Source organism: Brevundimonas sp. TWP2-1 (assembly GCF_049897645.1).
Classification (GTDB): domain Bacteria; phylum Pseudomonadota; class Alphaproteobacteria; order Caulobacterales; family Caulobacteraceae; genus Brevundimonas.
In genome coordinates, this window is the sequence record NZ_JAFCWR010000001.1 from 1,372,451 (window position 1) to 1,388,420 (window position 15,970).

The following is a 15,970-nucleotide window of genomic DNA, read 5'->3' on the forward strand; positions in this document are numbered from 1 at the left end:
GCCATTCCCGGTCACGCGCCGCTGCCCTGATCCCCAGCCTTGGGCTGCTTTTGACGACGGCTCTATCGGCGCCGGCGCAGGCGGCCGACACGCGAACGCTGGACTTCTACATCCCCCGCCAACCCGTCGATGGCGCGCTGCTCGACCTCGCGCTTCAGGCGCGCGTGTCGCTGGGCGGCAGTTTGAGCGCCTGCGCCGGAACCAGCCCGTCGCTTCAGGGCCGCATGTCGCTGGACACGGCCCTGACCCGCATCCTGGCGGGATCGGGATGTCGCCATGTCATCCGGGCCGACGGCGCGGTGATCATCAGCCGTGCGCCGTCCCGCGCCTCGTCGCCCCCGGCTTTGCCGCCAATGCGAAGCCAAGCGCCTCGCGTCGCGCCGACCGAAGACGTGGCCCAGGTCAGCGAAGTCATCGTCACCGCCCCCCGCCGGCCGGAGTTGATCCAGGACTCGTCGTCAGCCATGACCGCCGTCGCCTCCGAACGGATCGGCAGATCGGGCGTCACGGGCATGCAGGGGCTGGACAGCCTGGTGTCCGGCATGACGGTGACCAACCTCGGTCCCGGCCGAAACAAGATTCTGCTGCGCGGCATCTCCGACGGCGTCTTCACCGGCCTGACGCAATCGACAGTGGGCCTGTATCTGGACCTGACCCCGGTCACCTACAGCGCGCCCGACCCGGACCTGAAACTGATCGACATCGACCGGGTCGAGGTTCTGCGCGGCCCGCAGGGGACGCTGTATGGGACCGGCCCCATCGGCGGTGTCGTCCGCATCGTCACGCGCGCGCCCGAGTTCGGACAGGAAGAGTTGTCCGTCGCCCTCACCCGCTCCCACACCAGGGGCGGAGGCGCGAACTCCGACTATTCGCTGATCGCCAACCTGCCGCTGGCGGGCGACCGTGCGGCGATCCGGGCGGCCATCTATGGCGAGACCTACAGCGGCTATATCAACGACGTCGAACTGAACCTGCGTCGAGTCAACGACGGCACGCGGCGCGGCGGACGGGTGTCGGCGGCGCTGGAGATCGCGCCCGGCTGGACCGCACGGGCGGGCGTCGTCCACCAGTCGATCGTGACTGAAGACACCCACTATGTGTATCGCGGCCTGGGCCCGCTGCGACGCGCGAACCTGGTGCGCGAACCCCACCAGAACCGATTCGATCAGGCTTCGATGACGCTGGAAGGCCGGGGCGCCTGGGGGCGGATGAACGCCTCGGTCGCGGTGGTCGAACATGGGTTCGGGAGCCGATACGACGCCTCCAGCGCCCTGCGTCGCTTCGGCTCGCTCTGGCGGGTCGGCGCCCTGGACGAGAAGAAGGACATCCATCTGATCGTCGGCGAGGCCAACTTCGCTTCGCCCGACGTGGGCCGGTGGCGCTGGCTGGCCGGCGGCCTGGTGTCGTCCAGCACCACCCGCACCAACCCCGTCCTGTCCGCCCTGCGCCCCGAGCCGCTGGCGGTCTATTCCGAGACGCGCCGTGACAGCCTGGACGAGGCCGCCGTCTATGGCGAGGCGTCGGTGGACCTGTCGCAAAAACTGACCCTGACCGCCGGCGCACGCTATTACGCCCTAGACTACGAGACGACCTCCGACGTGCGCCAGGGTTCGCGGACACGCCCCTTCGACGGCAGGGGCGTGTCCGCTGGCCTGACCCCAAAGATCGCCCTGGCCTGGCAACCCAGCGAACGTCTGAACCTGTCGGCCCAGATCAGCCAGGGTCACCGCGCCGGAGGCTTCAACACCGCAGGCGTCATCGGCCAGGACTTCAGCGGCCTGGCGGATTCGCCGGCCCGCGAATACCAGCCGGACTCGCTGTGGAACCTGGAGTTCGGCGCCAAATATCGCTCGCCCGATGGACGGGCCCGCCTTCGCGCCGCCGTCTACGCCGCGCGCTGGCGCGACGTTCAGAGCGACCAGTTCCTGCCCAGCGGCCTGGCCTATGTCGTCAACGTCGGCGACGGCGCCGATGTGGGGTTCGAGATCGAGGCGAACTGGAAACCGACCGAGACGCTGGAACTGTTCGCCAACGGCCTGGTCGCCGACCCCCGCATCACCGACCCCAGCGATCAGTTCGATTCCCGGCGCGGCGCCGGCCTGCCCGGCGTGCCCAAGGCCTCGGCCAACCTGGGCTTCACCTGGCGTCGGCAGCTGGGGGATCGCCTGCACCTGCTCGCTGACGGCGGCCTGTCCTACGTCGGCTCATCGCGCCTGACCTTCGACGGACGCCAGCAGCACCGCATGGGCGACTATGGCACGGGTCGTTTCGCCCTGGGCGTGGAAGCCTCGCCCTGGGTCGCGACCCTGTTCGTCGACAATCTGTTCGATACCGAGGCCAATACCTTCGCCTACAGCGATCCCTTCCGCCTGCCCGACGCCCAGGCGGTCACCCCCCTGCGGCCTCGCACCATTGGACTGACGCTGAGGTGGACGCCGCATTAGTCGCCCGTCAGGGCGCACCATGCCCGCGGCGCGACCGACGCCTCGGTGATCTGTTGATTGTTGACAAGCGCAAGGGTCACGAGCCTGGATTGCGCATGGTGTTTCACAAAGGTCTCATGGCGGTTGTCGGACTTGTCACGTTCGGCCTGCCCTTCGATGCGTTCGGCCAGTCGCCGCCACGCGACAGCCAAAGCCTTGATCACGCCTATGCCATCGTCGATTTCCAGACCCAACGCTCGGGTCGCGAGATCGGGCGGTCCCTGCAACGACATCTGCAAGGTCAAGGTCTCCAGGTCGTCTTCCGCGAATACCCCATCAGACCTATTCCCCGCACACCCGGTCGGTTCACCCTCGTCGATCCAACAGCGCGCAGCGATTTCGGGCTGGAGGGTCCGACGACCCGGTCGCCCGCCGGTTGGCTGAGCCCGGTGCGAACGGTGGCCTGCAACGGCGCGAGTTGGCGCGCGGACGTCATCCAGCGCCTCCGACCCTTGATCGAGCAGCGCTACACGTTTTGCCTTTTCCCCTATCGCGACGGTCGGGCCCAAGGACATCACCTGGGCATCTACGCCACCACCATCCTTCAAGCCGACCCGAATGCGACCGTCGAACCTCTTGTCGGTGTCGAGACGCCCGAAGACCTCATGCAGGGAGCCGTTCAGGCGGTCGAGCGGCTGACGCGGAAACAGGGCGTTTGGGTCGAACATCGCAAATCAAACCGCGACCGCCCCTTCACACAGGGTGACGACGCCCTTTCCGCCGAGACACACTGACGCAAACGCAATCGCGCCCCCGATCGCAAGATCGGGGGCGCGACAGGATGGCTCAGGTTCGGATCAGAACTTGACGCTGAACCGCCCGAAGATGCGGTTGTCGCGATACTCGTCCTTGTAAAGGCCGGTGTAGCCCATCTCGAACGCGGTGCGCTCAGTCGCCTGGATGTTGAAGGCCAGACCGCCCGAGATCACATCGTCACCAGGATTGGCTCCGTCGATCAGGAAGCGCGGACCGTCTGCGAAGGCGGCGTCGAACACCGGCCCGTCACCGTTCAGGTCGTGGGTATAGGCCAGGTGCGTCACAGCGGACAAACGCGGCCGCCCCTCGCCGCCCGCGAGGGCGGTGCGCGTGCGGAAGCCGGCGGTCAGCAGATCGGCCTTCTGCGTCACCTTGCCCGACAGGGCGGCGTCGCCGCCCGTTTCTACGACGTCGGCGTCGTATTCGACGTGGCTGTAGGCGCCGTAGGGTTCGAAGACCGTGCCGCCGACCGCGCGGCTCCACGCCACCTCGCCATAGGCCTGCCAGACGTTGCCGTCATAGTCGCCGACCAGAGCGTTGCTGAAGGCGTTCAACTGGGCCGTGCGATCCGTGCGAACGTCGGCGTTCGCCCACGACCCGCCGACGCGAATCTGGAAGTCGCCGACGCCCGCGCCGCCGTAGACGCCGATCTGCTCGCTGTTGACCCGACCCGTCGAACGCAGACGCGGCGAGCGCAGCTCCGAGCGGGTCTCGCCCAGCGCCACGCCGATGTGCATCTCGTTCGACAGCGCCTTTTCAGCCCCGACCAGATAGCCCGATCCCTCGCTACGGAACCCGGCGAGACCATCGTGGGCCGAGCCGCGACCATTGCCATAGACGCCGCTGCCCCAGACCGAGACACCGTTGCCCGCGTAAGTCGCGGCGCCGCCCTGGCCACGACCGCGATCGGACATGGACTCGCGGATAGAACGGGTGTCCGACACGGCCAGACCGCCCAGCGAGGCATGAACTTCGCCGGTCAGGCTGCCTAGGGCGCCCTGCACAGCCGGCACGCTGGCGTCCAGCAGGGCGTTCTCCAGCGACAGGTCGCGGGTTCCGGTCGAGGTGTTGTTGATCATGACGTCCAGCGCGCCGCCGACAGAGGCCCGGTTCGGATTGCCGCCCAGCGACGCCACGGTCACGTCGTTGCGCCGCACCGTCAGCACCACTCCGTTCGTCGAATAGGTCAACACCGGCGCCAGGAAGGCCAGATCGCTCTGCGCCCCGCTGAACGTGCCCGTCACCGCCCCGGTCGAGTTGATGATGTTCATCCGCGTGCGCAGGTTCCACTCGCCGTTGTCGGCCTTCAGTATGACCTGCCCGCCGTCGATGCGGGTCGTGCCGCCCACGTTCAGCCGCGAATAGGCCGCGCCGTTCACGCTGGACCGGATCCACAGGAAGGAGCCGGGCTTGAAGTTCAGATTGCCGGCGACCGTCAGGGTCCCGAACGGATTGACGCCGTCGCCGGGCGAAACCACCCCGCCGCTTTCCGCCGTCAGGTTCGCCAACCGGCCGGTGCCGCCGATCATGCCGACGCCGCCGACCGTGGCGTTGGAGCGCAGCAGACTGCCGTTTACGGTCAGCAGGCCGCCCTCGACCCGCGTCGGGCCGCTATAGTCATTGGCGCCGGACAGGATCAGCTGGCCGCCGCCCTTCTTCACCAGACCGCCGACATCGTTGCCGAAGTTCGCTCGGACTTCAGTCGAGTAGCGATCACGCGCATCGCCGATATTGTTGCTCCAGATGTCCACCGTGCCCACCGCAACGGTGACGTCGCGCGTGTCGCGCAGAGCGGTCGGTCCGCGCAGCGCCACATCCATCTGCGGCGCGCCCCAACCGGAGCGCAGATCGACGCCGGGCGTATCCAGATCCCTCGAACTCGACACCAGAATGTCAGAGACCAGGGCCGTGGAATATTCCGGGAAGTTCTCCATCAGCAGGGCCGCAAAGCCCGAGATGTTCGGCGCCGCCATCGAGGTGCCGGTATAGGCCGCGTAACCTGCGCCGGTATAGTTGATGTACTGGTTCAGTATGCGCTGAAGCTCGTCGTTGGCGTACTGCAGCACCGCGCCCGAGAAGGCCGGCGTCAGGAGCGCCATATTGTTGGTCGAGGTCAGAAGCCCCGCCAAGACGGATGTGAAGCTGTCCGGATCACCGAGTCGCGCACCCGAAACCAGAGTGATGGCGGCCGCCTGACGTCCGACTTCGCGGCGCCACGCGTCCTCATTATAGGTGGGTCCACCGGCGGCGCGGGCGTTCAGATAAGCGTTCAGAACGCCAATGAACTGGTTCACTGACGCGGTCTGCAGGGCCGAGACCGTGGTCGCCGAATACAGGCCAGCATAGTTGGCGCGGGGATACAGGGCCAGGATGCCGGCCCGGTCCATCGTATAGGCAGGAACGGACGACACTACCGCAGACCCCGGTCCGGCGACACACCATGTCGCCGTTTGTCCGCAGAAGCTTGTCGAGGGATCGGCGGCGCTGAAGCTGGAATAGTTGGCGACCGACAGCCAGTTGGAGCGCAGGCGCGGGTCGGACAGCGGCGCCGCCGCATCAATGCTGGCGTGGACCCCAAAGCCGTTGCCGGCCGAGAAGACGACCAGCACGTCCTTGTCCAGCACCGGCTTGTAGTAGTCGCCGTAGTTGCGATTGAACGACGCCAACACCGTAGGCAGCGAGGCGTTGAACGGCAGGGTCGTCGAACTGCCCCAGCTGTTGTTGATGATCCGCACCTGGCCGGTATTGGCCAGATCGACGATGTTCTGGTTCTGGGTGGCGACGATCTTGCCGTCGATGATCGCGTCCTTGTACCAAAGGAAGTCCCCCGCCGCGAAGTTGGCGGTTGCGGCATAGAGCTTGGCCCCGAAGGCGTTGCCGAACATCGGCTGTCCGGCGACGCGGTCGCCTGCGATGGTGCCCGCGACGTGAGTGCCGTGGCCCTCCCACCGTCGACGCGGATTGATCATCCCGTCGTTGCCATATCCGGCGACGGCCCCGGTGCGCAGCCCCGTCACCTTGCCGGCCGATCCAAACAGAGGGTGAGCCATGTAGACGCCTGCGTCATTGACGCCGACAGTCTGTCCCCGCCCGGTCAGACCCATCGCGTAGGCGTGCTCCAGGCCCAGGAAGGCTTTGGAATAGTCCACTGCGAATTGCGTGTTCGTGCGCCAGGACGTTATCGCAGTCTGATAGTTGGTCGTCCGCGTTCCATTGGCCATGTAGAAGCCGCCAGCCGGCGGCGTGGGCGCGGGTGCGGTTTGCGCCGTCGCGGCCGACGCCGTTCCCAGCATGATCGCAACGCCCGCCGTTGCGGCCAAGAGACCGCTTTTGAAATTGAAAGCCACGATATTCCCCCTGCGGCTTTTCGCCGACATTTGGTTGCGACCCTACGGCGCAACTTAGACTTACAATTCGGACGTGTTCTGCACTCTCGTCAACCACATTCCCGCCACAAAACACTCCGTAGGGCCGTTTTTTTGGGGGTGATGCATCAATCCCCACAGCCTCGATCAGCAGAGCGATCTCCGCCCGCATCCGGCGCTAGGCCCTTCCACTTCATTGTCGAGTTCGCGCCGGGGCGTTAAGGGGCGCATGCCGTCAGCGACCTTTACCCGCCATCAGGTGACCTTGAGGTTCGACGACTGCTGCCTCGACTTCGGTAGGGACGGGCCGGACGACTTTCGCCTGTCGGACCTGACGACCGTCAGCGTCCGGATCAGCACGACGATCCGGCCCTCCAGCGCGGCGCGCGAGACGGCCGGCCGTCGGTGAAGCGAAGGTCTTCGCCTTGGAAGTCGAAGTCGAGAACCTGTTCGACGCCGACCCGAAGCTCCCCTCGGCGACGGCCGTCCCGCGACCGCCTACGATCGAAACGCGCAAGCCCTCTTGAGCCGAATAGTGCGTGTCAGCGTCAGCCTCCGCTTTTGAGGGACCCCGCCTTAGCGTTCTCGATCAGCACCCATCATTGATCCCCGGAGTGGACCGCCACCGGGCCGCAAGCACGGGCAAGACGATCAGGGTCAGCAGCGTGGCCGTAGTCAGCCCGCCGATGACCACGGTGGCCAGCGGCTTTTGCACCTCGGCCCCCGCGCCTGCGGCAAACGCCATGGGCACGAAGCCCAGCACTGCGACCAGGGCGGTCGTCAGCACGGCGCGCAGACGGCTGACGGCGCCGTCGAGCGCCGCCGTGGCCGGCGGATCGCCCTCGGTCAGGCGCTGGCGGATGGCCTGCATCAACACCAGGCCGTTCAGGGTCGCCACGCCCGAGACGGCGATGAAGCCGACGGCCGCGCTGATAGACAGCGGCATGCCGCGCAGCGCCAGCGCCAGCGCCCCGCCCACCAGGGCCAGGGGCACGCCCGCGAACACCAGGGCCGCGTCCTTCCATGATCGCAAGGCCATCACCAGCAGCAGGCCGATGGTCAGGAAGACGATGGGCACAATCAACGCCAGGCGTGCCGAGGCGCGCTGCAGGTTTTCGAACTGGCCGCCCCAGTCGATCCAGCCGGACGGCGGCGGTTGGACCTGATCTGCGACCTTGCCTTGAGCCTCGGCGACGAAGCCGCCCAGGTCGCGGCCGCGAACATTGGCCTGAACGATCATGCGGCGCTTGCCGTCAGCGCGGCTGATCTGGTTCGGTCCCTCGGCCACGTCGAAGCGGGCGACCGAGGACAGGGGCACGGTCGGGGCGCCGGCCTGGGCGTTCTCGGGCATGACCGGCAGCTGCTCCATGACGGTCGGATCGGCGCGCAGGGCGTCGTCCAGCCGCACCACCACATCGAACCGCCGGTCGCCCTCGTTGATCTGACCGGCGGCGCGACCAGCGAAGGCTATAGCCAGGGCGTCGGCGGCGTCGGAGGCATGGACGCCCTGCGCCGCCGCCACCGTGCGATCGACGCTGGCGGTGATGGTCGGCTGGCCCGACACCTCGTCGACTCGCACGTCCGCCGCGCCTTCGATGCCGTTCAAAACGGCGGCGACCTGCTGGGCCGTGCGGTCCATGGCCGCGAAGTCGTCGCCATAGATCATGACCGCCACGTCCGACCGGACACCGGCGATCAGTTCGTTGAATCGCATCTCTATGGGCTGGGTGAACTCATAATTGTTGCCTAGCAGGGTCGACAGTCGCACCTCCATCTCCGCCACCAGGTCGGCCTTGGCCAGTTGCGGCTCGGGCCAGTCGCGGCGGTCCTTCAGGATGACGGAGGTGTCCGAGATCGACGGCGGCATGGGGTCCGACGCAACCTCGGCCGTGCCGGTGCGGGTGAAGACCCGCTCGACCTGCGGCATGGCCTTCAGCGTGCGTTCGACCTGGAACTGCATCGCCTGGCTCTGTTCCAGCGAGGTCGAGGGCACGCGCAGGGCCTGGACCAGAACGTCGCCCTCGTCCAGTTGCGGCACGAACTCGCGGCCCAAGGTCAGGAAGGCGATCAGGCCGGCGAGAAGCGCGACGCCCGCGCCGATCATGACCAAGCGAGGTCGGGCGATGGCACGCTCCAACAGCGGCTGGTAGCGGGCCTTGGCCGCACGCGTCAGCCGGGTCTCCTCATGATCCGCCTTGGGCTCCTTGACCAGCAGGGCGGCCAGGGCGGGCACGAAGGTGAAGCTGAGAACGAAGGCGGCGGCCAGGGCCAGCATGACGGTCGCGGCCATCGGCCCGAACATCTTGCCCTCCACCCCCTCGAACATCAGCAGGGGTGCATAGACCAACAGGATGATCGCCTGACCGAAGGCGGCCGGCCGCGCCATCTCGCGGGCCGAGTCGGCTGCGACCGACAACCGTTCGGCGACGGTCAGGGGACGCCCAGCCTCGGTGCGCTTCAGACCCAGACGGCGCAGCGTGTTCTCGATCACCACCACGGCGCCGTCGACGATCAGGCCGAAGTCCAGCGCGCCCAGGCTCAGCAGGTTGGCGCTGATGCCGAACCGGTTCATGGCCGAGGCGGCGAACAGGAAGCTGAGCGGAATGACCAGGGCGGTGATGATCGCCGCCCGGACATTGCCCAGTGCGAAGAACAGCACGGCGACGACCAGCAGGGCGCCGAGCAGCAGGTTGTGCTCCACCGTGCGGATGGTCGCCTCGACCAGTTCGGTGCGGTCCAGTTCGGGCCGCAGGTTCACGCCGGGCGGCAGGCTGGGCGCGATGGCCTTCAGCCGTTCGCCGACGCGGCGGGCCACCTCGCGCGAATTCTCGCCCTGCAGCATCAGGGCCGTCCCGACCACGGTTTCGCGGCCGTCGGCGCTGGCGGAGCCCAGGCGGGGGGCGCGGCCGATCTCGACCGTCGCCACGTCCGACACACGGATCACCTGACCACCCCGGTTCAGGATCGGCGTCTGGGCCAGATCGTTCAGGCTTTTCAGACGGGCGTCGGCGCGCACGATATAGGCCTCGCCCGCGCGGTTGACGTAGCCGGCGCCGGCGATGCGATTGGCGTGCTCCAGCGCTTCGACCAACTGCACCAGACCGACGCCATAGGCAGCCAACCGGCTGGGGTCGGGATGAACCGCATACTCCTTCACATAGCCGCCCAGCACGTCCACCCCGGCGACGCCGGGCACGGACTTCAGCTGGGGCGCGACGATCCAGTCCTGAACGGTGCGCAGATAGGTGGCCTTTTCCTGATCGGTGACCAGACGCTCGCCTTCAGGCGTCACATAGACCACCCCGGGCCGGGCCGCCGAGCCCGTCAGCTCCAGCGTCCAGATATAGACCTCGCCCAGGCCGGTCACGACCGGTCCCATCGAGGGCGAGAGACCCTCGGGCAGGTCTGCACGTGCGCCCTGCAGCCTTTCGTTGACCAGGTTGCGGGCGAAATAGATGTCGGTCGCGTCGGTGAAGACGGCCGTGATCTGCGAGAAGCCATGGCGCGACAGGGACCGCGTCTCGGTCAGGCCCGGCAGGCCCGCCAGCGCGGTCTCCAGCGGGAAGGTGACCTGGCTTTCGACCTCCTCCGGTCCCAGCGCCGGGGCGACGGTGGTGATCTGCACCTGGCGATTGGTGATGTCGGGCACGGCGTCGATGGGCAGGTGCAGCAGTTCGCGCCCGCCCAGGATGGCGAGCACCACGGCCAGTCCGACGACCAGCCAGCGAAAACGCACCGAGGCGTCGATGATCCGGTTCAGCATGATCAGTGTCCGTGCTCGGCTTCGCCCTTGGCCAGTTCGGCCTTGAGCAGGAAGGCGCCGGCGCCGGCGATGCGTTCGGACCCGGTCAGGCCGGACACGATCTCGATCCGACCGTCGGAGGTTCGCCCGGTCACGACCGGCCGCGCGCGGAACCCGCCGCCCTCCTGCACGAAGACGGACGGCGCCCCCTCCAGGGTCTGAACGGCGTCTAGCGGCACGACGGGCGTTCCCGTCCCGACTCCGGCCGAGACACGGGCAGAAACGACGGATCCCGCCGGGGGCGCCTCGCCTGACGGACGGGCGCGAACGATGACGACGCCGTTCGCATTGGCGGGCGCGATGGCGATGACGACGCCCGACACGACGCGCGATCCGGCGACCGTGCTTTCCAGCGTGTCCCCGACCTTCAGGATCGCAGCCGCCGCAGGCGGGGCCTCGAACATCAGTTCGACGCGGCTGGGGTCGGCGACGGCGGCGACCTGCAGCGCCTCCTCGTGCAGCACCTGGCCGGGCGCGGCGCTCAGGCGCGTGACGACGCCGGCGATGGGGCTGCGCACCACCGTCAGCCCGTCCGAGCCGGGCGCGCCGAAGGCGCCGACGCGGGCGCGGGCGGCGCGGTGCTGAGCCTCCGCACGACGGGTCTCCGCCGCAGTGACGTCTAGCCGCGCCTGCGAAACCCAGCCCTGTTCGAACAGGGTGCGGTCGCGGCGTTCGGCGGCGCGAGCCGCCTCGACCGTCGCGCCGGCCGCGTCCGCGTCGGCGCGTGAGGCGGCGCCGTCCGGGCTCCGTACGGTGATCAATGGCGAACCGGCCGCCACGCGATCGCCCAGGCCGACATGGACCCGCACCACTGACCCGCCCAGCGGGGCGTCGACGGCGGCTTCCGCGCCGGGCGCAAAGGCGACGCGACCCGGCAGCTTCAGTTCTGCTCCGCCGCCACGCTGGACGGTGATGACGGAGACGCCGGCCTGCGCCGCCTCCTGGGGCGTCAGGGCGACGAAGGCCTCTTCGCCGGTTTCTTCGGCGTGGCCCGCCTCGGCATGTTCGGCCTCGGCTGGAGGACGGTCCAGAATGCGGGCGGCGCCGAAGCCCGCAGCCAGGGCGATGACGACGGCGGCGCCGGTCATCAGCCAGTGTTTCTTCAAGGTCATGATCGATCCTCGCCCGGCGCACAGCCGGGCCCAGAGTTCAGGACGCGCGGCGTCTCCGCCACGCGCAGGGCTCAGGAAGGGCCGGACGCCAGGTCCGGCCGAGGATCAGATCCTGGGCGGCCGCTCGGGACCGTCAGGCCGCCCGAGTGAGGAGGCGACGCTGTCGCTCCACGCCTGGGGCTGGCCGAAAACCGCGACGAAACGCGGCGTCGCCATGTCGTTGGACACGGCCGAATGCGGCGCATGGCAGCAGCCGTCGGCGCAGGCCGGGCCGCAGTCAGGGCACTGGGCGTCTTCGCCGGCCCCCGCATCGACGATCTCGACGCTGGTGGACGCCTCCGTCTCGCAGGCATGGCTTTCGAAGGCGGGCATGGCGAACGCCAACGTCAGCAGCAGGGTGCTGACGAAGCCAAGTCGACGGACCATTTCCCGCAAAGATTTGAGCATTGCAGATGCGCTTATCACCCTTGGCCCTCAAAGTCCTCGCTGGAAAAGGCAGCGCTTCATCAGCCGAAGGAACGATCTGCAAGACCATGCGAAAAGGCGTCGATCCGCTGTCCTGCGGATCGACGCCTCATCGTGGGTCGATCAGAACCGCTTGGTCAGCTGCACGCCGTAGGTGCGTGGCTCGTTGACGAAGGCGGTCAGGTTGTTGAAGTCGATGCCGCCGATCACGTTCTCTTCGTCGGTGATGTTGCGGACATAGGCGGCCGCCTCGATGCCGCGGTTCAGGTCGCGCCAACCCGCACGCAGGCCGCCTTCGAAGGCCGTGTCCTGCATGAACTCGACCGATTCATAGAGGAACAGGTTGAAGTCCTTCTGCATGACCCAGTCGGTCGAGGCGAACAGCTCGGTGTCGTTACCCAGCGACCGGACATAGTTCAGCGTCAGGTTGGCGGTGTATTCCGGCGCCTGGGGGAAGGGGTTGCCGTCGATGTTGGCGCGACGGGTGGTGCCCACGGTCACGATCGGATCTGTGACGGTGCAGTTGGCGCCGCAGATGGCCACCAGCAGATCGCTGTCCTTGATCTCGGTGTGGTTCCAGGCGGCGCCGGCCGACAGGCTGAAGCCCGCGCCCAGATCGATGTCGCCGTCCAGTTCCAGGCCGTAACCCTCGCCCTTATCGGCGTTGATCAGGCGGTTGGAGTTGTCCGCGCCGCCGATGGCGGTGAACTGCATGTCGCTGACTTCATAGACATAGGCCGTCGCGTTGAAACGCGCGCGGCCGTCCAGCAGGCGGGCCTTCAGCCCGGTCTCGTAGGACATCACCGTCTCGGAGTCGGCCGTCGTCAGGACCGGCAGATTGCGGCCCTGGATCGACGGACCGCGATAACCCTTGGCCGCGCGGGCGAACAGATTGAGGCTGTCGTTGACCTCATACAGGGCGCTGACGTCCCAGCTGACCTGTTCGTCGCCGACGGAGACGGCGCCCGTGCCGCCGGCGCCCGCGCCCAACACGATGCGTCCGTTGTAGTCGCGGTTGTCGTCGGTGTAGCGGACGCCCGCCGTGACCTTCAGAGCATCGGTCAACTTGTAGCTGCCCTGACCGAACACCGACCACGAGTCCGACTTCTGCACGATGTCGGTCACCCGCGTCGGCGCGGGGTTGCCAGTGCCGTTGAAGGTGCCGGAGACCAGATTGATCCGCTCGTCCCAATAGAAGGCGCCGACTTGCCAGCCGATGCGTCCGTCGCCGTTCGAGGCCAGGCGCAACTCATAGGTGTTCTGCAGCAGGTCGCTGGAGAGGGTGCCGGTCTCCGAGTTGAACGGCGTCTTGTAGGAGGCGGTCGCCGGGGCCGAAGCTACGCCGCCGTCGATGTCGCCGTCGCCCTGGGACCAGCCCTGGTACGAGCCGACGATGCCGGTCAGCGTGGCGGGGCCGAAATCATAGGCGACCTGAAGCGACTGCGAGGTCGTCTTCTGCTTCTGGAAGTTGTTGCGGCCGCCGTCGTAATAGACGGTGTCGCGATCGAAGTTTCCGTTCAGTTCGTTCGAACCCTTGGTCAGGGCGTTGGCGCGGTTCATCGTGCCGGTGCCGTCATAGTCGCGGGCCTGCAAGGTTAGCAGGGTCGACAGACGATCGGTCGGGGTCCAGGCGACGTGGACGCGCGCGGCCAGATCAGTGAAGCCGCCCAGATCATCCTTGTCCGCATTGGCGAAGGACGGGTTGAAGGCGTTGTTCACCCAGTCGTCGCGGTGGTTCCACAGGATGGCGCCGCGCACCTGAAGCGTGTCCGACGCCGGCAGGGTGACGGCAGCCTCGGCCCGGGTCGAACCCAGGTTGCCGTAGGTCAGCGAGCCGAACCCGGTGAAGTCATCCGACGGTTTGACGGTGTCGATCTTGACCACGCCGGCCGGGGTGTTGCGGCCGAACAGGGTGCCCTGCGGACCGCGCAGAACTTCCAGCTGCTGCACGTCGAACAGGGGGAAGCCCTTCAGATAGACGCTTTCCAACACGACATTGTCCAGCACGACCGAAACCGGCTGCGAGGCGGTGAAGTCGAAGTCCACATTGCCCAGGCCGCGGATGTAGAAGCGCGGCGCGTAGCGGCCGTTCGAGCTTTCGACCTGAAGGCTGGGCACGCGCGCCGACAGCGACAGGATGTCGGCGCCGCCGGCCGAAACGTCCTGCAGGGTCTGGGTGTTCAGGGCGGTGACGGCGAACGGCACCTCGCGGATGTTCTCGCTGCGACGCTGGGCGGTGACGACGATGTCGTCGACGCCGGCGACTTCGGCGGCGGTGTCCGTCGTCTGGGCGAGAACCGAGCCGGCGCTCAGCAGAGCGATGCCGCTGACGGTGGCGGCCAGAAGGGCTTGGCGAAGCATTGGCGAGATTTCCTTAATGACGTGGGGGGCGACATGGGGAGGAGGACGTGTCGCGCGACGCCGTAGAGCTTCGCAACGACGGCCGCCAGTGCAGAGCGCGCCTGTTTCTTGAACCTTTGAAGACGCGGCCACACCCGTGTGACAATCTGTCCTTCGGCGGCGTGTGCAGCGCCGGCCGGCATTGTGCCGAGAGGGGCGAAATGCGATGTTGAAAGGGTGCGTGAGTCCGCTCCGCACGCCCTCCCAGACATTGTTTGGATCGCGTATGCCCCTCGTCACGCCCTCCCGTCGCCGGCTCCTGCAACTCGCCGGGGCGACGGCGTTCGCGCCAGGGCTGACCGGCATGAAACGGGCGGATGTGATCGGCCGCGTGCTGACCGTATCCGACATGCATTCGGCCTATGAGCGGACCGCCCAGTTGCTGGCCGCCTTCGAAACCGAAGTCCGCTCCAACCCCGTCCCCCATGTCATCGCCATCGACGGCGACATCTTCGAGCACGGCAATGTCGTCGCCGTGCGGTCGGGCGGCCTGGTGGACTGGGCCTTCCTGGCGGCCTTGCCGGCGATCGCGCCGACGGTGTTCAACCTGGGCAATCACGACAACGACCTGACCCCCGATCTGGCCCAGGTCGTCGCCCGGATGAAGAGCCTGGGCGTTCATGTCGTCAGCACCATCGGCGATACCCGCACGGGCGCCGGCTATGCAGACCCGTCCACGACCCTGCCGTTCGGTCGCCGTTCACTGCGGGTCGTGGGCATGGCGACCAATTCGCTGACCACCTATCCCAAGGCCTCGCGCGACCAACTGTCGATCCCGGCCGCCGCCGACTGGGCGAGCGCCAATCTGGCCGACAACCTGGCCGGCGCCGATCTGGTCATGGTGATGAGCCACGCCGGGGTGGCCGCCGACCGGGACATCCTGCCGCTGCTGCCGGACGGCAGCCTGATGATCGGCGGACACAACCACCTGCTGTTCCAGCATCGCCAGGGCCGCAGCGCCTATGTCCACACGGGCTCCTGGACCGCTGCCTATACGGTGGCCGAGTTCATGTCGGACGGCTCGGTCACGGCCAGATCCCACGCGGTCGCGCTGGACGCCCCCGCCTCTCCCGCGCTGGCGGACCTGATCGCCGCGACCCTGGCCGCCGACCTGACCGAGGAGGAGCGGACCATCCTGGGAACCAGCCCTCGCGCCCTGTCTCTGGGCGACACCGGACGGCGCGTCGCAGCCAGCCTGGCCCAGGCGGCCAATGCCGACGCCGGCTTCATCGGCCACACCACCCTGGGTACGGGCGTCCCCGCCGGCCCGGTCAGCCGCTACGTCTTCGATTCCATCGTCCGCTTCGACGGCAAGCTGATGGTCGCGTCCGTCTCGCGCGCGCAGTGCGACGGCTTCATGGCCCGCGCCAACCAGGACCGCCCGATGCCCCTGGCCGACCGCAGCGGCGACTTCCTCTATGCCTCGGGCGCAGCGTCGAAAGCCGATCCGGTCCGCATCGTCACCACCGACTGGTGCGCGACGAACCAGCGGGAGTATTTCGGAACGACCGGCATGATTTTCGAAGAGCGGTCAGATCTTAAGGTCAAGCATTCAGCCGCAAAGGCTCTGCTGGACAGTTAAAAGGG

The 15,970-nt window shown here is 67.6% G+C and carries 9 protein-coding genes; 3 read left to right on the plus strand and 6 right to left on the minus strand.

Annotated elements, in window-relative coordinates:
• Positions 1-50 precede the first annotated feature (50 nt).
• Positions 51-2,444, plus strand: coding sequence for a TonB-dependent receptor domain-containing protein (locus ACP7BH_RS06870; protein ID WP_425982720.1), 2,394 nt, complete (start codon positions 51-53; stop codon positions 2,442-2,444).
• On the opposite strand, the gene ACP7BH_RS06875 is transcribed toward ACP7BH_RS06870, so the two are convergent.
• Both ACP7BH_RS06875 and ACP7BH_RS06880 read right to left on the minus strand, forming a co-directional pair.
• Positions 2,441-3,151, minus strand: a complete 711-nt coding sequence (locus ACP7BH_RS06875; RefSeq protein ID WP_425982718.1) for a hypothetical protein — start codon at positions 3,149-3,151, stop codon at positions 2,441-2,443. The two genes, ACP7BH_RS06870 and ACP7BH_RS06875, sit on opposite strands and share 4 nt — an antisense overlap.
• A gap of 129 nt (positions 3,152-3,280) precedes the next feature.
• Positions 3,281-6,586 carry a S8 family serine peptidase gene (locus ACP7BH_RS06880; RefSeq protein WP_425982716.1) on the minus strand — a complete coding sequence of 1,102 codons (3,306 nt, stop codon included), beginning with the start codon at positions 6,584-6,586 and terminating at the stop codon, positions 3,281-3,283.
• Between the two features lie 247 nt (positions 6,587-6,833).
• On the opposite strand from ACP7BH_RS06880, the gene ACP7BH_RS06885 reads away from it, so the two are divergent.
• Positions 6,834-7,013, plus strand: a complete 180-nt coding sequence (locus ACP7BH_RS06885) for a hypothetical protein (protein ID WP_425982714.1) — start codon at positions 6,834-6,836, stop codon at positions 7,011-7,013.
• A 180-nt stretch (positions 7,014-7,193) separates the two neighbouring features.
• Here the strand turns inward: ACP7BH_RS06885 and ACP7BH_RS06890 are convergent, their stop codons facing one another.
• The 4 genes from ACP7BH_RS06890 to ACP7BH_RS06905 form a co-directional block, all read right to left on the minus strand.
• Positions 7,194-10,367, minus strand: coding sequence for an efflux RND transporter permease subunit (locus ACP7BH_RS06890; protein WP_425982712.1), 3,174 nt, complete (start codon positions 10,365-10,367; stop codon positions 7,194-7,196).
• A 2-nt stretch (positions 10,368-10,369) separates the two neighbouring features.
• Complete coding sequence (locus ACP7BH_RS06895) at positions 10,370-11,518, minus strand: efflux RND transporter periplasmic adaptor subunit (RefSeq protein ID WP_425982710.1); 1,149 nt, start codon at positions 11,516-11,518, stop codon at positions 10,370-10,372.
• 105 nt (positions 11,519-11,623) lie between these two features.
• Complete coding sequence (locus tag ACP7BH_RS06900; RefSeq protein WP_425982708.1) at positions 11,624-11,944, minus strand: hypothetical protein; 321 nt, start codon at positions 11,942-11,944, stop codon at positions 11,624-11,626.
• A 162-nt stretch (positions 11,945-12,106) separates the two neighbouring features.
• The gene (locus ACP7BH_RS06905; protein WP_425982706.1) at positions 12,107-14,344 is read right to left on the minus strand and encodes a TonB-dependent receptor; all 2,238 of its coding nucleotides are present in this window, start codon (positions 14,342-14,344) and stop codon (positions 12,107-12,109) included.
• Positions 14,345-14,609: 265 nt separating this feature from the next.
• On the opposite strand from ACP7BH_RS06905, the gene ACP7BH_RS06910 reads away from it, so the two are divergent.
• Positions 14,610-15,965, plus strand: a complete 1,356-nt coding sequence (locus ACP7BH_RS06910; RefSeq protein ID WP_425982704.1) for a metallophosphoesterase — start codon at positions 14,610-14,612, stop codon at positions 15,963-15,965.
• The last annotated feature ends 5 nt before the right edge of the window (positions 15,966-15,970 follow it).